This window comes from Azospirillum sp. B21 (assembly GCF_008364825.1).
GTDB lineage: Bacteria > Pseudomonadota > Alphaproteobacteria > Azospirillales > Azospirillaceae > Azospirillum.
In genome coordinates this window covers 229,765-248,301 of record NZ_VTTO01000006.1, presented here as the reverse complement: position 1 = coordinate 248,301, position 18,537 = coordinate 229,765, and the positions used below count along the sequence as shown (strand labels likewise).

16 protein-coding genes are annotated in these 18,537 nt (G+C 64.2%); 10 read left to right on the top strand and 6 right to left on the bottom strand.

All coding sequences use genetic code 11. The features are described from left to right. Positions 1-130 precede the first annotated feature (130 nt). Positions 131-964 carry an IclR family transcriptional regulator gene (locus FZ983_RS16670; protein ID WP_149224632.1) on the bottom strand — a complete coding sequence of 278 codons (834 nt, stop codon included), beginning with the start codon at positions 962-964 and terminating at the stop codon, positions 131-133. A gap of 294 nt (positions 965-1,258) precedes the next feature. Here FZ983_RS16670 and FZ983_RS16665 point away from each other — a divergent pair, with 294 nt between their 5' ends. The 7 genes from FZ983_RS16665 (at position 1,259) to FZ983_RS16635 (ending at position 9,959) form a co-directional block, all read left to right on the top strand. Then, the gene (locus FZ983_RS16665; RefSeq protein ID WP_149224631.1) at positions 1,259-1,948 is read left to right on the top strand and encodes a GntR family transcriptional regulator; all 690 of its coding nucleotides are present in this window, start codon (positions 1,259-1,261) and stop codon (positions 1,946-1,948) included. A gap of 42 nt (positions 1,949-1,990) precedes the next feature. Then, positions 1,991-3,754, top strand: coding sequence for an oxalyl-CoA decarboxylase (gene oxc / locus FZ983_RS16660; RefSeq protein WP_211102929.1), 1,764 nt, complete (start codon positions 1,991-1,993; stop codon positions 3,752-3,754). A 45-nt stretch (positions 3,755-3,799) separates the two neighbouring features. Continuing rightward, complete coding sequence (frc, locus tag FZ983_RS16655) at positions 3,800-5,074, top strand: formyl-CoA transferase (RefSeq protein WP_149224630.1); 1,275 nt, start codon at positions 3,800-3,802, stop codon at positions 5,072-5,074. A gap of 315 nt (positions 5,075-5,389) precedes the next feature. Beyond that, a complete protein-coding gene (gene sucC, locus FZ983_RS16650; RefSeq protein ID WP_149224629.1) occupies positions 5,390-6,589 on the top strand; it encodes an ADP-forming succinate--CoA ligase subunit beta in 1,200 nt (399 codons plus the stop codon). A gap of 1 nt (position 6,590) precedes the next feature. Continuing rightward, entirely contained in the window at positions 6,591-7,481 is an 891-nt protein-coding gene (gene sucD, locus FZ983_RS16645) for a succinate--CoA ligase subunit alpha (protein ID WP_149224628.1), read from the top strand. A 127-nt stretch (positions 7,482-7,608) separates the two neighbouring features. Further along, positions 7,609-8,544, top strand: a complete 936-nt coding sequence (locus FZ983_RS16640) for an IclR family transcriptional regulator (protein ID WP_149224627.1) — start codon at positions 7,609-7,611, stop codon at positions 8,542-8,544. Positions 8,545-8,960: 416 nt separating this feature from the next. Further along, positions 8,961-9,959: an NAD(P)H-quinone oxidoreductase gene (locus tag FZ983_RS16635; protein ID WP_149224626.1), complete on the top strand. Its 999-nt coding sequence runs from the start codon at positions 8,961-8,963 to the stop codon at positions 9,957-9,959. A 181-nt stretch (positions 9,960-10,140) separates the two neighbouring features. Here FZ983_RS16635 and FZ983_RS16630 read toward each other — a convergent pair whose 3' ends face one another. The 3 genes from FZ983_RS16630 to FZ983_RS16620 all read right to left on the bottom strand — a co-directional run bounded on the left by FZ983_RS16630 (position 10,141) and on the right by FZ983_RS16620 (position 13,294). Continuing rightward, positions 10,141-11,619 (bottom strand): hypothetical protein, encoded by a 1,479-nt coding sequence (locus FZ983_RS16630; RefSeq protein WP_149224625.1) that lies wholly within the window; start codon positions 11,617-11,619, stop codon positions 10,141-10,143. 12 nt (positions 11,620-11,631) lie between these two features. Next, positions 11,632-12,231: a BON domain-containing protein gene (locus FZ983_RS16625; protein ID WP_149224836.1), complete on the bottom strand. Its 600-nt coding sequence runs from the start codon at positions 12,229-12,231 to the stop codon at positions 11,632-11,634. Positions 12,232-12,439: 208 nt separating this feature from the next. Next, positions 12,440-13,294 carry an N-acetylmuramoyl-L-alanine amidase gene (locus tag FZ983_RS16620; RefSeq protein ID WP_149224624.1) on the bottom strand — a complete coding sequence of 285 codons (855 nt, stop codon included), beginning with the start codon at positions 13,292-13,294 and terminating at the stop codon, positions 12,440-12,442. 273 nt (positions 13,295-13,567) lie between these two features. Here FZ983_RS16620 and FZ983_RS34125 point away from each other — a divergent pair, with 273 nt between their 5' ends. Then, positions 13,568-13,720, top strand: a complete 153-nt coding sequence (locus tag FZ983_RS34125; RefSeq protein WP_188092383.1) for a hypothetical protein — start codon at positions 13,568-13,570, stop codon at positions 13,718-13,720. 1,245 nt (positions 13,721-14,965) lie between these two features. Here the strand turns inward: FZ983_RS34125 and FZ983_RS35065 are convergent. Together FZ983_RS35065 and FZ983_RS16610 are read right to left on the bottom strand one after the other, a co-directional pair. Beyond that, a complete protein-coding gene (locus tag FZ983_RS35065) occupies positions 14,966-15,097 on the bottom strand; it encodes a hypothetical protein (RefSeq protein ID WP_282187001.1) in 132 nt (43 codons plus the stop codon). A 530-nt stretch (positions 15,098-15,627) separates the two neighbouring features. Further along, entirely contained in the window at positions 15,628-15,855 is a 228-nt protein-coding gene (locus FZ983_RS16610) for a hypothetical protein (protein ID WP_149224623.1), read from the bottom strand. A 496-nt stretch (positions 15,856-16,351) separates the two neighbouring features. Here FZ983_RS16610 and FZ983_RS16605 point away from each other — a divergent pair, with 496 nt between their 5' ends. Continuing rightward, a complete protein-coding gene (locus tag FZ983_RS16605; protein ID WP_149224622.1) occupies positions 16,352-16,789 on the top strand; it encodes a hypothetical protein in 438 nt (145 codons plus the stop codon). Between the two features lie 24 nt (positions 16,790-16,813). Then, positions 16,814-18,529: a hypothetical protein gene (locus FZ983_RS16600; RefSeq protein WP_149224621.1), complete on the top strand. Its 1,716-nt coding sequence runs from the start codon at positions 16,814-16,816 to the stop codon at positions 18,527-18,529. Positions 18,530-18,537 lie beyond the last annotated feature (8 nt).

The window sequence follows — 18,537 nt, the reverse complement described above, 5'->3', positions numbered from 1 at the left end:
GGTGCGGCCGCTGTTGCCCCCTCCCTAGCCCTCCCCCTCTTCGAGGGAGAGGGAACTGCCGACGTTCCGCGGCCGACTCCCTCTCCCGCAAAGCGGGGGAGGGTTGGAGAGGGGGTAAGACCGCCGCTCCTCAAATCCCCCGTGCCCGCACCAGCAGCACCCGCGCCTCTTCCGATGCGCGGTGCAGGTGGGGGAGGAACTGCACCTCCATCTCCGGGCAGGTGACGCGGGCAGCCTGGGCGCTGATGTTCATCGCCGCGACCACCCCTCCCGAAGCCGTGCGGATCGGCACGGCGATGGAGCGCAGTCCAAGTTCCAGCTCCTGGTCCACCAGCGAGAAGCCACGGTCCCGCACCCGCTCCAACTCGCGCTTCAGCGCGTCCGTGGCGGTGATGGTGCGCTCCGTGTAGGGCTTCAGCGGCACCCGCGCCAGATAGGCGTCCAGTTCCGGTTCCGGCAGGGCCGCCAGTAGGACGCGCCCCATCGAGGTGCAGTAGGCTGGCAGGCGGCTGCCGACATTCAGCCCGACCGACATGATCCGCTTGGTCGCCGCACGCGCGATGTAGACCACGTCATCCTCGTCCAGCACGGCGGCGGAGCAGGATTCCTGCACGGCGCCGCTGACCTGCTCGATCAGCGGGTCCAGGATCGTCGCCAGTGGGGCCGAGGACAGGAAGGAATAGCCCAGCGCCAGGATCTTCGGTTTCAGATGGAAGGTCCGGCCATCGGAGCCCGCGTAGCCCAGTTGCATCAGCGTCAGCAGGCAGCGCCGCGCCGCCGCCCGCGGCAGGCCGGTGATCTTCGCGATGTCGGCGATGGTCAGGTTCGGCTCGCGTTCGGTAAAAGCACGAATCACCGACAGGCCGCGCGCCAGCGAGGTCATGAAGTTCGGGTCGGACGCCTCCTCCGCTGCAGCGGATGGCGTCTTGTCTGCGGCCCCGGCCAGACGTTGGGTTTCGACCATGCGCGGGTCCCTTCCCCCGAAGAACGATCCTGAGGCGCAAAAATAGGGCGATTATCGCTCATTGGCCAGAAAAATCGAACAGATGGAACGTCAACTCCGTCGGCGACGGAAATAGTTCGATGTGCCCGCAATTAGCCTTGCGGGTGTCTGGCATCTGGTATACCGTATCGATAATTCAAAACGACGCGCCGCTCTAAACGACGCACCACAGGGCGTCATCCGAACGCTCGCACAGGAACGCTCACGACAACAAGCGGCGCCGCCGGCGTCGGCGCGCAAAGGGTCGGAACCGTGATGAACCGCGATAGATTCAGTGTCGAACCCCTGGAACAGGGGATGAGCTTCAAGGCCAAGGCCTACCAGTCGCTGCGACAGGCCATCACGCAGATGAACATCTACGGCCAGAGCAGCGAGATCAGGTTGGACGAACGCCGGCTGTGCGAAGCGTTGGGTGTCAGCCGCACCCCGGTGCGCGAAGCGATGGCGCTGCTGGAACAGGAGGGGTTCATCCGCTCCCAACCGCGGCGCGGGATCTTCGTGGTGCGCAAGACGAAGGCCGAACTGGTGGAGATGATCACGGTGTGTGCCGCCCTGGAAGGCATGGCGGCACGCCTGTTCGTCGAGAACGCCACCACGGAGAAGCTGGAACTCCTGCACGCCGCGTTCGACAAATACACGAAAGCCGAGTTGGCGGAGCACGTCGCCGAGTATTCCGACGCCAACATCGTCTTCCACCAGAGCATCGTCCAGGCTTCGGGCTCCACGCTGATCTCGGATCTGACCGATCGCTTCTTCATCCATATGCGTGCGATCCGCCGCGCGACCATGGGCCTCGGCGACCGTGCCGACCAGTCCATCCACGAGCATCGGGACATCATCGAGGCGCTGGCCGCCCGCGATGCCGATCTCGCGGAACGTCGGGTGCGGGAACACACGCTCGGTCTCGCACAGTACGTGGAACGGCATTGCGCCTTCCTCGACTAACCGATCTTGAACCTTTTTGGAGCTCGGGGAGGAGTTACCCTTATGTCTACTGCGGCTGCAACGATCACTAAGAACCAGGCCACGGAAGCATCTGTTGTCGAAGACGCGCCGGCGCTGACCGACGGCTTCCAGCTCGTCATCGACGCGCTCAAGCTCAACGACATCAACAACCTGTATGTCGTCCCCGGTATTCCGATCTCCGACCTGCTGCGCATGGCGCAGGCCGAGGGCATGCGCGTCGTCTCGTTCCGCCACGAACAGAATGCCGGCAACGCCGCCGCCATCGCCGGTTTCATGACCAAGAAGCCGGGCGTCTGCATGACGGTGTCGGCGCCGGGCTTCCTGAACGGCCTGACCGCGCTGGCGAACGCCACCACCAACTGCTTCCCGATGATCCTCATCAGCGGCTCGTCGGAGCGCGAGATCGTCGACCTGCAGCAGGGCGACTACGAGGAGATGGACCAACTGGCCATCGCCAAGCCGCTGTGCAAGGCCGCCTTCCGCATCCTGCACGCCCAGGACATCGGCATCGGCGTGGCGCGTGCCATCCGCGCCGCCGTGTCGGGCCGTCCGGGCGGCGTCTATCTCGACCTGCCGGCCAAGCTGTTCTCGCAGGTGATGGACGCCGCGGAAGGCGCCAAGTCGCTGGTCAAGGTGGTCGATCCGACCCCGGCGCAGTATCCGTCGTCCGAGGCCGTCAACCGCGCGCTCGACCTGCTGAAGGGCGCCAAGCGTCCGCTGGTCATCTTCGGCAAGGGCGCCGCCTATGCCCAGGCCGACGAGACGATCCGATCCTTCGTCGAGAAGAGCGGCATTCCCTTCCTGCAGATGAGCATGGCCAAGGGCCTGCTGCCCGACACCCACCCGCAGTCGGCCGGCGCTGCCCGTTCGCTGGTGCTGCAGGAAGCCGACGTGGTCATGCTGGTCGGCGCCCGCCTGAACTGGCTGCTGTCGCACGGCAAGGGCAAGACCTGGGGCAAGCCCGGCTCCAAGAAGTTCATCCAGGTCGACATCGAGCCGAGGGAGATGGACAGCAACGTCGAAATCCATGCTCCGCTGGTCGGCGACATCGCGTCGGTCATGGAAGTGCTGCTGAAGGGCATCGACGGCGGCCTGACCCCGCCGACCGACTGGATGGCCACCGTCGCGGCCAAGCGTGAGCAGAACGTCGCCAAGATGGCGCCGAAGCTGATGAGCAACGCGTCGCCAATGAACTTCCACGGTGCGCTGGGCGCTCTGCGCCGCGTCATCAAGGAGCGGCCGGATGCCATGCTGGTCAACGAGGGCGCCAACACCCTCGACCTCGCCCGCGGCATCATCGACATGTACGAGCCGCGCAAGCGCCTGGACGTCGGCACCTGGGGCGTGATGGGCGTCGGCATGGGCTATGCCGTCGCCGCCGCGGTGGAAAGCGGCAAGCCGGTGCTGGCGGTTGAGGGCGACAGCGCCTTCGGCTTCTCCGGCATGGAGGTGGAGACGATCTGCCGGTACAACTTGCCGGTCTGCATCGTCATCTTCAACAACAACGGCATCTACCGCGGGACCGACGTCAACCCGACCGGCGGGGCCGACCCGTCGCCGATGGTCTTCGTGCCTGACTCCCGTTACGACAAGATGATGGAAGCCTTCGGCGGCGTCGGTGTCCATGTCACCAACCCCGACGAGCTGTACCGCGCCGTGACCGAGGCGATGGACAGCGGCCGTCCGACCCTGATCAACGCCGTCATCGACCCGGCCGCCGGCACCGAAAGCGGCAACATCGGCAGCCTCAATCCGACCAGCTCGGTCCGTAAGATGCCGTCCTAAAAAGAAACGCCGACCACACGATTTAAAAAGCAGGGGGAGAAATACATGGGCAAGGCACTTCAGGGCGTGCGGATTCTCGACTTCACGCATGTGCAGTCGGGGCCGACCTGCACCCAGTTGCTCGCCTGGTTCGGCGCCGACGTCATCAAGGTGGAGCGGCCGGGCGAGGGTGACATCACCCGCAGCCAGCTGCGCGACCTGCCGGACGCCGACAGCCTGTATTTCACCATGCTGAACCACAACAAGCGGTCCATCACGCTCGACACCAAGACGCCCAAGGGCAAGGAGGTGCTGGAGTCGCTGATCAAGACCTGCGACGTGATGGTCGAAAACTTCGCCCCCGGCGTGCTCGATCGCATGGGGTTCACCTGGGAACGCATCCAGGAACTGAACCCCGCGATGATCGTCGCGTCGGTGAAGGGCTTCGGGCCCGGGCCGTTCGAGAACTGCAAGGTGTACGAGAACGTCGCCCAGTGTGCGGGTGGTGCGGCCTCGACCACCGGCTTCGACGACGGCCCGCCGATGGTCACCGGCGCCCAGATCGGCGACAGCGGCACCGGCCTGCATCTGGCGCTCGGCATCGTCACCGCGCTCTACCAGCGCAAGGAAACCGGCCGGGGCCAGAAGGTTCTGGCCGCCATGCAGGACGCCGTGCTGAACCTGTGCCGCGTCAAGCTGCGCGACCAGCAGCGTCTGGCCCACGGGCCGATGAAGGAATACCCGCAATACCCGAACGGCGAGTTCGGCGACACGGTGCCGCGCGCCGGCAATGCGTCGGGCGGCGGCCAGCCGGGCTGGATCCTGAAGTGCAAGGGCTGGGAGCGTGACCCCAACGCCTACATCTACTTCATCGCCCAGGCCCCGGTGTGGAAGTCGATCTGTAAGGTCATCGGCAAGGAGGAGTGGATCACCGATCCCGATTACGCCACCCCGGTGGCCCGCCTGCCGCGCCTGATGAGCATCTTCGCGACCGTAGAGGACTGGACCAAGACCCTGACCAAGTTCGAAGTCATGGACATCCTCAACAAGTACGACATCCCCTGCGGCCCGATCCTGTCGATGAAGGAGATCGCCGAGGACAAGTCGCTCTACGAGACCGGCACGCTGGTCGAGGTGGAGCACCCGACCCGCGGCAGCTACCTGACGGTCGGCAACCCGATCAAGCTGTCCGACAGCCCGACGGAGGTCACCCGCTCCCCCCTGCTGGGCGAGCACACCGACGAAATCCTGCGCGACGTGCTGGGTTTCAGCGAGCGCGAGATCATGGACATCCGCGACAGCGGCGCCATCGGCGCCGTGCAGCGGCTGGCGGCGGAGTAACGTCGTCGCTCTGATGCCCCCACCCCAACCCTCCCCCGCTGGGCGGGGGAGGGAGCAGGTACTAAGGCGGGAGAGTGGCGGCAGTCCCTCCCCCGCCCAGCGGGGGAGGTTAGGTGGGGGGCTAACGCCCCAAATTTTGAAACGCCTACCCACATTCATACCATCGCGCCTCCCTCTCCCCCGACCGTCCCCTTCCCGGTCGCGTGAGAGCCGAAGCCCGAAGTTTTTAAAAAATCCGCCGCCCGTCAGCCGATGATTTCCCGGCTCCCCGCGGCCTCCAAAAGACAATTCCCGAACAGGGTCGAGACGCAAACCATGAACATTCACGAATATCAGGCCAAGGATCTGCTGCGGGGGTACGGCGTCGCCGTTCCGCGTGGCGGCGTGGCCTTCACCCCGGAAGAGGCTGAATCGGTTGCCCGCGAACTGGGCGGTCCGGTCTGGGTGGTGAAGTCGCAGATCCATGCCGGCGGCCGCGGTGCCGGCCGGTTCCAGGACAATCCGAACGGCAAGGGCGGTGTCCGGGTCGTCAAGTCGGTCGAAGAGGTCGCCGCCAACGCCGCCGAGATGCTCAATCACGTCCTCCTGACCAAGCAGACCGGGCCGGCGGGCAAAGAGGTCAAGCGCCTCTACATCGAGGAAGGCGCCGACATCAAGCGCGAGCTGTATCTCGGCATGCTGATCGACCGCGCCACCGGCCGTGTCACCATCATCGCCTCGACCGAAGGCGGCATGGAGATCGAAGAGGTCGCCCACAACACGCCGGAGAAGATCGTCAAGGTCGCCGTCGACCCGGCCACCGGCATCCAGGGCTACCACACCCGCAAGGTCGCCTTCGCGCTCGGCCTTGAAGGCAAGCAGGTCGGAGCCGCCGCCAAGTTCATCCAGGCCGCCTACAAGGCCTTCACCGACCTGGACTGCGCCATCGTCGAGATCAACCCGCTGATCGTCACCGGGTCCGGCGACATCCTGGCGCTCGATGCCAAGATGAGCTTCGACGACAACGCGCTGTTCCGTCATAAGGACGTCGCCTCCCTGCGCGACGAGGCGGAAGAGGACCCGGCGGAGATCGAGGCGGCCAAGCACGACCTCAACTACGTCAAGCTCGACGGCAACATCGGCTGCATGGTCAACGGCGCCGGCCTGGCGATGGCCACCATGGACATCATCAAGCTCTATGGTGCCGAGCCGGCCAACTTCCTCGACGTCGGCGGCGGCGCCACAAAGGAGCGCGTCACCGCGGCCTTCAAGCTGATCCTGTCTGACAGCGCGGTCGAAGGCATTCTGGTCAACATCTTCGGCGGCATCATGCGCTGCGACGTGATCGCCGAGGGCGTGGTCGCCGCGGCCCGCGAAGTGCACCTGCACGTTCCGCTCGTGGTGCGCCTGGAAGGCACCAACGTCGACCTGGGCAAGAAGATCCTGGCCGACTCCGGCCTGCCGATCCTGTCCGCCGACAATCTGGACGACGCAGCCAAGAAGATCGTCGCCGCCGTCAAGAAGGAGGCCGCGTAACATGGCTGTTCTCGTCGACAAGAACACGAAGGTGATCTGCCAGGGCTTCACCGGAGCCCAGGGCACCTTCCACTCAGAACAGGCCATCGCCTACGGCACCAAGATGGTCGGCGGCGTCACGCCGGGTAAGGGCGGCGCCAAGCACCTCGACCTGCCGATCTTCGACACCGTGTCGGAAGCGGTGGAAAAGACCGGTGCGAACGCCTCCGTGATCTACGTGCCGCCGCCCTTCGCCGCGGACGCGATCCTGGAAGCGATCGACGCCGAGATCCCGCTGGTGGTCTGCATCACCGAAGGCATCCCGGTGCTGGACATGGTCCGCGTCAAGCGCGCGCTCGATGGCTCCCGGAAAAATGGAGTTGGGACCCGCCTGATCGGGCCGAACTGCCCCGGCATCATCACGCCGGACGAGTGCAAGATCGGCATCATGCCGGGCCACATCCACAAGCGTGGCAAGATCGGCATCGTGTCGCGTTCCGGCACGCTGACCTATGAGGCCGTCGCCCAGACCACGGCGGCGGGCCTCGGCCAGACCACCTGCATCGGCATCGGCGGCGACCCGGTCAACGGCACCAACTTCGTCGACAGCCTGGAGCTGTTCGTGAAGGACCCGGAGACCGAGGGCATCATCATGATCGGCGAGATCGGCGGCGACGCCGAAGTCCGCGGCGCCGAGTTCATCAAGGCGTCGGGCACCAAGAAGCCGGTCGTCGGCTTCATCGCCGGCCGCACGGCTCCTCCGGGCCGCCGCATGGGCCATGCCGGCGCGGTGATCTCCGGCGGCAACGACACCGCCGACTTCAAGATCGACTTCATGAAGTCGGTCGGCATCGCCGTCGCCGACAGCCCCGCCAGCCTGGGCTCCACCATGCAGTCGATTTTCAAAGGTTGACCGGTACCCCGCGGGACCGCCGTCCGCGACGGTCCCGCGGCTCAGCAAGCCTAGCCTTCTGTCACTCACGCCATCAGCCGCAACAGACAGGCGCAACCAACGCGCCGGACCCCGAGGGAGATGGGACATGAAAGCGCAAGCCCACACCAACAGCATGACCGCCGCCGCCATCGCACGCCGGATCATCCACGACGACCCCAGCGAGGGCGCCGCGGCGATCATCAAGACGGCGATCATCGAGGCGCCGCGCGAGAAGAACGACAACGGCAAGGCCGACGCCAAGGCCGAGCGCGGTCAGGTGGTGCAGTCGCTCTGCCGCGCGCTGAACATCCTGACCATTCTCGGCGCCAATGACGGTCCGATGACCCTGACCGAGCTGGCGGAGGCCGCGAACCTGTCGCCCTCCACCACCCATCGCCTGCTGACGACTCTGCAGTACGAGCGCTACGTCCGCTTCGACCAGAGCGCGCGCGGCTGGGTGGTCGGCGTCCAGGCCTACATGACCGGTGCCAACTTCCTGAAGACCCGCAATCTGGTCGACGTCGCCCGTCCCCGCATGCGCCGCCTGATGGAGGAGAGCAGCGAGATCGTCAATCTGGCGGTCGAGGAGAACGGCGAGGCGCTGTATCTGGCCCGCGTCGGCGGTCCCCGGGCCGCCCAGGTCGCGGTGCCGCAGACCGACCGCACGCTTCTGCACTGCTCCGCAGTCGGCAAGGCCCTGCTGGCCGGCATGACCGAGACCAAGGTGCAGACCATCGTGACCCAGCGCGGCATGCGCCAGTTCACCCGCAGCACCCTGTCGTCGCTGCCGGCGCTGTACCGCGACCTGACGCTGGTGCGGACCCGCGGCTATGCCCTGGACCAGGAGGAGCGGGTGTCGGGCCTGCGCTGCGTCGCCGCCCCGATCTTCGACGAGAATTCCCGTGTGATGGGCGCCCTGTCGCTGTCCGGCTCCAGCCGGCGCATCGAGGACGCGCGGCTGCGCGCCCTGGGCGAAATGGTCAAGCGCGCCGCCGCGGCGGTGACGCAGGAACTGGGCGGTCGCGTTCCGGTCCCGAACTGACCCATCCCGCACACGGTCAAGCAACATCCGAGACGCCAAGAGCCGACGGCAGGTGGTGCACGTCGGCATATCCTCCCTGGCGCACTAGAGGCCGCGTTCCTGATGGAGCGCGGCCTTCTTTCTTGAGAAAAGAGCCGTTTCCACGGAATGGAAAAGAGATAAAAAACTCGGGAATAACCGGCTGGTTGGTGCGATTGTCTGTCTCGGGAAAGGCGTTCCTTTCTCATCGGGCGGATGTGTTGTTTTGCATGTTCGCGCTTCTCTCGGAGACTGGCCGTGCTGTGTGCAGCACGGCCATTTTTTTTGACCTTTCCGCAGGACGAAATCGGATCCAACGCCGCGTGGACGGGCATTCCTCCGCGGCGACACAGTGCGCCTCAAACCCATCACCATGACAGGGCAGGGGAGCGATACGGATGACAGACTCCAGAAACATGACGGCGATCGAGGTCAGCCAGCCCGGCAAACCGGAGGTGCTGGTCCCGGCGCGGCGCCCGATCCCCGACCCGGCTCCCGGCGAGATCCGCATCGCCATCCAGGCCGCCGGGGTCAATCGGCCGGACGTGCTCCAGCGGCTCGGCAAATACAACCCGCCGCCGGGCATCAGCGACATCCCCGGCCTGGAGGTCGCCGGCACCGTCGATGCACTGGGTGAAGGGGTGGAGGGCTGGGCCGTCGGCGATCCCGTCTGCGCCCTGCTGGCCGGCGGCGGCTACGCCGAGTTCTGCGTCGTGCCCGCCGCCCAATGCCTGCCGATCCCGGCCGGCCTGACGATGGCCGAGGCGGCGGCCCTGCCTGAGACCTTCTTCACCGTCTGGTCCAACGTGTTCGAGCGCGGCGCGCTGCAGCCCGGCGAGGCGCTGCTGGTGCATGGCGGCACGTCCGGCATCGGCACCACGGCGATCCAGCTGGGCGCGGCCTTCGGCGCGCGGGTCTTCGCGACCGCCCGTGGACCGGAGAAATGCGATGCCTGCGTCAGCTTGGGCGCCGAACGCGCCATCGACTACGGCACCGAGGATTTCGTCGCGGTGGTCAAGGACGCGACCGGCGGGGCGGGCGTGAATGTCGTGCTCGACATCGTCGGCGGCGATTACGTCGCCCGCAGCATCGATGCGCTGGCGGTCGAGGGACGCTATGTCTGCATCGGCTTCGTCCGCGGGGCGACAGCGTCCGTGAACTTCTTCCCCGTCATGACCAAGCGGCTGGTGCTGACCGGCTCCACTCTGCGGGCGCGCCCGGTCGCCTACAAGCAGGCGGTGGCCGAGCAGTTGAAGGCCCGCGTCTGGCCGCTGATCGCCGAGGGGCGGATCAAGCCGGTCGTCCACGAGGTATTTCCTCTGGAACGGGCCGCGGATGCCCACCGGCTGATGGAAAGCAACCAGCATGTCGGCAAGATCGTGCTGGCGGTGGGGTGAAACGGTCCCCTCACGAGATCGGAACAGTCCCCTCTCCCCCCCGGGGAGAGGGTTAGGGTGAGGGGGGTGCGTGGCGAGGCTCTTCAAGCATCGCGTACTCCCCGTTCACCACCAACTCCACGCAATGCATCCCCCTCACCCCGACCCTCTCCCCGGGGGGAGAGGGAGAATCCGACTTCCCTCAATCCAGCATCGGCAGGCCGGTTTCGATCCGGACCAGCGCGGCCAGCAGCGGGGCGCCGATGTCGCGGCGGACGAAGTTGCTGGCCTTTTCCGCCGCGTTGATCGCCAGCTGGAAGCTGCGGCGCCAACGATCGTCGTTGTAGAAGGCCTTTTCCGCCTTGGCGCGCTGCGCCAGCAACCCCGGCCGGCGGCCGGCGGCATCGTCGACCAGCTTGTTCAGGCGGTTCATCAGGTCGTTGGCCGCGGCCGGCTCGCCGCGCTTCATCGCGGCCTCGACCAGTTCGGCAAAAGCCTCGCCGCGGGTGTCGATGTCGGCCACCTGCTCGGCATAGGCGACGGCCATGCCCGTTTCGCCGCGCTTGGCCAGCCGCCCCAGCACGGCGGGGATCGTCCAGGGATTCTCGTCCTGCACGGTGCTGAGCAGGCCCAGCGCCAGCTTCGGCTCGCCGATGTCGGCGGCGGCCACCGCCAATTCCGGCGGGCAGCAGTCGCCGCGGGTTTCCTTGAACTTGGAGAACTGCGTCTCGACCGTGTTCAGGAACAGTGTGCGGGCCTGCGCCTCCTTGCCGGCGCGCAGCAGCGACTGGGCGACCAGTCCCAGTTCCCAGGCGCAGTTGTGGCTGGAGGCGTAGGTCTTGGCCTCGTCCGCCAGCGCGTTGGTCAGCGCCGCGTCGCCGCGCCAGGACGCCGCCTTGGCGATGTCGGCGAGGTTGTAGATGCGGGTGGAGCAGTCGTTGATCTGTCGGGTGATGTCGAGCGCCAGCGGCGTCTGCCCCATCAGCGACAGCGCGCGGGCGACGAACAGATCCTGGCCGGAGCTGTCGGCGACGCCGCCGCGGCGCACTGCGCTGACGAAGGGCGCCATGATCTCCTTGGCGCGGCCGGGGTCGCCCAGCTGCTGGTAGGCGACGGCCAGCGACAGCCAGTCCCAGCGGGCGGCATTGATCGGCGTTTCCACCGGCGGCAGCATCTCGCCGATGCGGTGGAGGAAGCACAGGCTGCCCAGCGCGTCGTTGCAGACCAGCGCCCGGATGCGCGAACGGAATTCGTAGAAGTCGAAATCACCGACGAACTGGTTGGTGACGAGCTGCACTGCCAGCGGGCTGTCGGGGTATTTCGTCACGATCTCGTTGAACAGCTTGTCCGCCTCTTTCAGCAGGCGGGACTCCTCGGCGGCGTCGAAGGTGTTGTCGGCCTGCCGGATCAGCTGCAGAGCCTGGACGAACAGGCGGTTGGCCGGGCCGGGCGTGCCGGCGGTCGGATTGTCCGCCCCGCCGCCTTCCTCCATCGCCGCGTCCGCCATCACGGCGCCGCCTGTCACGGCGCCGCCCGTCACGGTATCCGCCGTCACGGCCTCAGCCATCGCCGCGTCCTGCGCCGGAACGGGACCGGCCACGGCCGCCGCCGGCAGGATCAGGGCGGCGGCGACGGTGGCGGTGCGGAGTGCGGCGAGGACGCGGGAAAGGGCGGAGGCCATGGCGGTCGGGTTTCAACCCTGGAGGTTTGAGAGCAGACGGACGTAGCTGACGACGCGTTGAACGTTGGGAACCGAACGGGCGTGCTGGATCGCGCGGTCCAGCTCTTCCTGAGAACTGGCGACACCCATCAGATAGACAACACCATCGACGGTATCGATGCTGTAGTTCTGGCTATGAATATCCGCATCGAAGGTGATCCGGCTGCGAATCTGGGTTGAAATCCAGGTGTCGCGCGCGGTGTCGACGATGCTGGATCCGTTGTCGATCTGGATCTCGTTGATGACTTCCTTGACGCCCTGCGCCTGCCAGGCGAGGCGCACCGCGTCGAGCCGCATCTGCGGGTCGGCGGCGCGGCCGGTCAGCAGCACGTGGCCCTGGTCGATCGTCAACCCGATCCGGTTGGTCATGTCGACCGAATGCTGCAGCCACAGCGAATTGATGCGGGCGCGGATTTCGGTGTCGCTGACGAAACCGCCGAAACCACGCTCCTGCGACGCCACCACCGCGGCGCCGCCGGCGGTGCCGAGCAGCAGAGGCCCGCAGCCGGCCAGCGAAACTCCGGCCGTGCAGGCGAGCGCGAACAATGTCCCAAGGCGGCTCAAACCCGTCACAGCGTGCCTCCCTTCGCCAGCGTGCCGAGCGCCGGTCGGATGCGGCGCGCGGCCGGAAAAAGTCACGGCGGAACGGCGTTTGCAATGGGGAAATTCGGAGCCTTCACCAGTCATCGTCACTTTGTCCCCAGGTGATGCACGGATGTTGCAGTCGCTGCGGCTGCGAAGGGATGATTGCCGCAATGCTTCAGGCAGTCTCAGGGCAGAATCAGGCGAAAGCTGGGCTGGAGAGCACGCTCGCGATTTCTCGCGCCAGGACGCGGGAAACCACCCGGCGCGCCGTGGGATCGCTCAGGATTTCCTCGTCCTTGGGGTTGGACAGGAAGCCGGTCTCCACCAGCACCGACGGCACGTCCGGCGCCTTCAGCACCGCGAAATTCGCCGCGCGCATCGGGTTGTCGAGCAGGCGAAGCTCCTTCCCCGCCCCTTCCACCAGAAGCTGGCGGGCGGCCAGCGAAGCATGGCGGGTGTGGCGCGCCGTCAGGTCCATCAGGATGTCCTTGACGATGCGGTTGCCCCCGCCGGTCCCCCGCTTGCCGAATCGGTCCGCCTCGTTCTCCTGCTGGGCAAGGCGGGAGGCGAAGGCGTCGGACGCCTTTTCGGACAGGATGTAGGCCGACATGCCGCGGGGATCGGCATTGGGAGCGCTGTCGGCGTGGATCGACACGAACAGGTCGGCCCCGGCCTTGCGCGTCAATGCCACCCGTTCGTCCAGTGCCAGGAAGCGGTCGTCGCGCCGCGTCAGCTTCGCCGTGATGCCGTGCCGCTCGGCCAGCAGGCGGGCGACCTCGCGGGCGATGTCCAGTGTCACCGCCTTTTCGTGGGTGCCGCGGGTGCCGATGGCGCCGGGATCGGCGCCGCCATGGCCGGGATCGAGCATCACCAGCCGGGACCGCAGGGTGGACTGTGGCGAAGTGCCGCTGGACGGCTTGCGCTCCGGCCGCTGCTGGCCGGCGAGGGCGGACGCGGACGAGAGAGGCTGCGCCAGCGCGAGCCCCGCCGTACCGAATGCGGTTAACCAAAGCTTGCTCAGCCCGAGCCCAAGCAGCTGTCGACGATCCATGGCGAAAAATACCGTGCTGCAAGTGGAGGAAGGGCTGCGACGTGCCATTGCCCTATCCGTTGCTCTACCCCGATTCGTTAACCAATGCGGGCACGAATAAGTATTGTCAAGGCCGGGCAGGTTACCATTCCTGAATATTTGTGAGCATCCGGTCATCCGGGCAGACTTGACGGAACGAGGATTCGATAGACGTGATTGGTTGCTTGATGACAGTCTGAAAAAGCGCTAAAATTTTAGCGATCAGCTCGGGAGGTGTCGATGTTGAGGAAAGCCTTGTTCAACATCATCCGGCAAGAGCAGCGCGAAGTCGAGGGTGAGCTCGAACGCGAGGAACAGCAGCCGAGGCCTGATGCCGGCCGGATCGTCGGCCTTCGGCAGGAAGCAACCAGCCTGCGACGTGAGTTGGAACACTTCCGCGACGTCTGACCCCCGGTTCCCGGCCGTTACCCTGGCCACCGGGCGTCGCTATGGAGGTTGCCACTGAATTCGACGTGGCCGATTTTTGAAATCGACCGGTCGCTCCCCTTCTCCGCAAGACCGCGGGGGAGGGGTTTTTGTTTTTGCGCCGAGCATGGGCGCGTTCTTGAGGGTGGAAGTCCCTCCGTAAGCTGGTCACAGCGAACGAAGTGAAGCGCAACCCGGCGCTGGGGGCGCAACAGCGGCAAGCTCCTCAATGCCGTCCTCACGATCGGATGGGCAGACCAACTCGGACTGCCCAGGCTCGCATGACCTCAATCCCCCGAACCGCCCGGTGCGGACCCGCATGCCGGCCGGTGTGGCAGTGGGTGACCTTCCCGGGTCGCCCACTACGGCGATTGCAACCGGTGCGCGGGCGCAAATCCGACCGGGAGGTGAGGGAACCAACCGCCGATCGTCGTGTTTGAACGGGCAATGGTGTGATTCCTCCCTGAACCGCCATAACTGGACAGTGGGGGAGCTAAGGTGTTGATATTCCAGCATAGTAGTTCGTTGGAACCAACAGCGCTCCCCCACTCTTTCCCCCAATATTTCCCCCATTTCCCCCCGGCGGCGCCTTGGAGGTAATCCCGTGGTGGCGGCGTCGGTATACCAGCGTGGCTTAACTCAGCACCTTATGAGGATGCAGGCAGGGGCAAAGTACTTTGCCCGCACGATGGGCCAGCGCTTCCCCAATTCGCTCCCCTATAGAGAGCGCACACAAGCGCCCCTCCTAATTCCCTTCCTTGTAGAGAGGGCAGAAACGCAAAACCCCTCACCGCGTCGGGAGCGGTGAGGGGTTCGGTATGTGTGGGCTGTTAGAAGCGCCTGCGTTTGCGCGTGGCGCCCTTACGGCGACGGTTGCGCTACCTGGGTGGCTGCGCTGCCTTGTGCGCCTGTAGCTCATCCTGCGCGTCCCTGAGACGCCAGAGTGCATCTGCCAGCAGAACGGTTAGAGCGTCGGTGTAGGTCATCGGCTCAACCCGGAGGTTCGGCGCTTGAGCGCATTCAGCGCGGCGTATCGTTCGGGCACGGGCGAAACGGGTTCCGCGACAGTGCCGACAGGTTCGACCGCTTCCGGCGGAATGACCGGCGCAGGCGGATCGGGCGGTACCCAAATGCCGCCTGGGAAGGAGGGGAGGGGCTGCATCACGAGTGCCCCTTAAAAATCCACTGGCGAACTCCGGGCGAGTAGACCATCACAAGCTTGCCAGCCTACGCAGGGCACTTCAGCCAACCAAATCCACGTTTCTTAGGATCCTCGATAATAAAGACGGCGGGGGTTGCTCCGTTCTGGAAATAGGCAACGGCATACTGCCCACCATCATACTCGGTAAATTCGATCATTGTTATTCCTTCGGTGTTTCAACGGAACGATATTGCGGCGGAACGTACCCTCTGCTTCTAGCTTCCCGAAGCAATTCTATTTCGGCTTTGGGAGTTTCAGTCTTAGGAGAAGTTGCAGCGCGCCAAGCCAGCCAAGCGGGCAAATCAAAAGGCTCCTTATTCGTCGTTTGATGATCCCCAACTACCTCGACCTTCGGAACATATCCCTGCTTTCGCAAAGCCATGAAGTCGTCCATGTCGACGGAGTACGGATTGAAGGTCTTGGGTTCGTATTTAGTCGGAGGCTCCACAAGGCGTGAGCGCCGCCCAACAAGGCTGGTACTAATTGATCCGTCTGGATTCTTCTCTGTCACAATCTCCCGAGGCCCGCCGCTGTTGTTGAAGCGTGCGACGCCAAACGAAGGGTTGACCTCAGTTTGTGCGTTAGCTTTGGCTGACGTGGTAGGTTGTTCCACAGGCGCTGGGTGTTCCACGGGGGCAGGGTGGAACTCGTTGCGGATGGTCGCCGCGATGGTCCGCCAAGAGGCGTCCTAAACGGAGGTGTCCGCTTTCAGATAGTCCGCCATCGGTTCTACCACGCGACCGTCAGCATTCAGACGAACAAGCCGCAGGCCAGATTTCTCGGCAATCTGCTGTTCCCATTGGCCGGTGCGGTTGGTGACGACGTATTCACCAGCGAACGGATAACGGGTGACGATGGGGTTTCCCGACTCATCGCGGGTGAATTGAGGATCGTGAAATTCGTGATATTCGGTCATTTGCGCATTCCTTCTGCGGTTACGGAAGCCGCAGGACGGGCGAGGCAATTGCTTCGTCGCGGCGGAAATAACGGCGGGTGCCGATCTTGAAGCTTGCCGGTGCGCCAGGGCGCTTGGCACGAAGCCACATGATCTATCTGGACACGCCAAATAGACGGGCAAGCTCGGTTAGGGTGATATGTTCTTGCATTGATTTGCTCCCATTTGCTCAACATTCCAATATTATATATGACAAGGCTGTAAAAGTCAATACAAGCCTAGACTATTCTTGACAAGCCTTGACAAGGCTTGACATTCCGTGCTATGATTCGCAATGTTGTGTGGCTCTTTTTGAGTCTGCGACTTGATGTTTGCATGCTTTACTATTCCTATGTCTTAAAACTACGGCGTGGCGTTACTGCCACGCCGCTTTTTCGACGTTGGAAATGATAAGGCACTACTTCTAGCGACATTGGGAAAGAAAGACAGAATGAAACAAAATACTTAGCTTGCTGACTTGAGCCTGCGTGTTGAAGCCGTGGTTGCGCAAATCTGCGCCACGTCGTCGCAGGATGTGGAGAGATCCCGCGAACTTCACGCGGTTTGGCAGAAGTTGCAGCTTGAAGGCGCGCGGATTTGGGCGCGCTCGCACGGGCTTACCCGCGTGCAGAAGGTGCCTCCCAATCAGATTGGACAAGTCATGCGCCCGCCGGTTTCTTCAGCGCCGGGTGTTGGCGTGGATCATGCTCATTGGTTCGGGCGGAACGGCAAGCCCTGCGTTTTGGTGAGCTTCACCTATCCCGAGTTCAATGAGTTCGCCATCTGGCGCGAAGTCCAGTCAGTTGGATGCAAGACGATGCTCCTACCGTCGTGCATGAATTTTTATAACCCGCGACAGACGCTCATGCGCCTTTTTTGGGACCCTACAGTCTTCAGTCCCGAAATCAACAAGTAACAACAGACAAAGGAACAAAGTAACATGCTAACGGGAATTCCGGACAATTGGTCCGCAACACTTGCATTCGGCAGTAGGAGCGAAGCGCCAAAGGGCGCATGGAAAAATTACAGCTTCGACCTTCCCAAACTGATCGATGGTCTTACTACCCACGGCGTGGGTGAGAAGGATGGAAAGTGCTTCCTTCAAGGTTCCTGCGTCGAAGGGAACCGCAATGCTAAGGCGATGGATCGCCTGTACATCGTCGGAATCGACGTGGATAACGGCACCCCGAGTGCCGAACTGGATAGGCTGGTGAAGGATCGCGGGCTGTTCTGCATCCGCTACAGCACCCATTCCAGCGGTGCCAGCGTCAGCGAGATCCGGCATGACGATCTCGTTACCTACCAGCGCGCCAACCCCGGATCGGGCGCCCGCGAATACCTGATAAACAAGCGCGGGTATCTCCCCGCCGTGCTGGACGGGTGCGAGGAAGCCGCACCCGCGATGACCGGCAACGGGAAGGTTGTCCGCGTCACTCACAAGCCGATGGACAAGAATCGGCTGGTGTTCGTGCTGGCGAAGCCGTGGGACGTGGATAGCTACCCAACGCAGACGGAGGCGCTTGCCGCCTGGAAGCGCGCCTATATCGCCTTCGCGGATTGGCTGGGATTGGTGGTGGATGAATCCTGCACCGACGTTAGCCGTCTCTTCTACATGCCGCGCCACGCGGATGGGGCGCCATACGAAGCGGTGGTGCATCCGGGTAAGGCTATAGACATCTTCGCACTGGTATCCAGCGCGGGGAGCGATAACCCGTTCCTTGATGCGGCGGAAGCCATGGGTGCGAAGGACGCCACCGACTCAAGCGCGATGATGCAGAACCTGCGGCGGTGGGCTGCCAGTGGGTACGCTGACACGTTCATGATTGCCGACGCGCTGGAGGCACGCAGTCCCGACGTGATGCGTCCTGAGAAGGATCGCGGCGATATCCGGCATATCGAGTGCCCGTTTCAGGATGAGCATTCGGACCCGTCAGCCTATGGCGGAACCTTTGTCATCAACGCAGGCGAATCGAGTACCAACGGGTTTGTCGTCGGGTGTCATCACAACGCCTGCGCCGGGCGCGACCGTCTCGACTTCCTGAGTGGGATGATCTCGCGCGGATGGCTGACGACGGAGGATCTGTGTGCGCCTGAGTTCCACTTGGAAGTTGAGGAAGGCGAGCCGCGTTCGACGCACGGGGAGTTGTTCCTTGGGGAAGGTGCGGGCGATGGCAAGGCGACCAAGGCGACCAAGGCCAAGGCAGAGGGGCGGTCGGTGTGGATCGATGAGGATTCCACGTTCGTAATGGACGCAATCATCGAAGAGGTGAAGCGAATCAACCAGACGCCTATGGTGTTCTCCTACGGTGGCAAGCCGTCCCGAGTCATCACCGATGACACAGGGTCAGCCGCGCTTGTGCGGATGGACCTTGACCGGATGCGGAACCTCTTGATGCGCAACGGCGTCAAGTTCCTGAAGAAGAAGGGGCAGGACGATTGTAAGGAGGTGCCTGCGCCTGCGGATCTGGTGAATATGTACCTCGCCCTTGAACGGGAAGAGACAGAGTTGCCGATTCTGAAAGGCGTTGTCGGTGCGCCTGCGTTCCTTGCTGGTGGTGTGTTGCACGACAAGCCGGGTTACGACTCGCGCTCGATGATGCTGTATCACCCGCCGCAGGGGTTCAAGGCGTTGCCGGTTCCGGTGAAGCCGACATAGGCCGATGT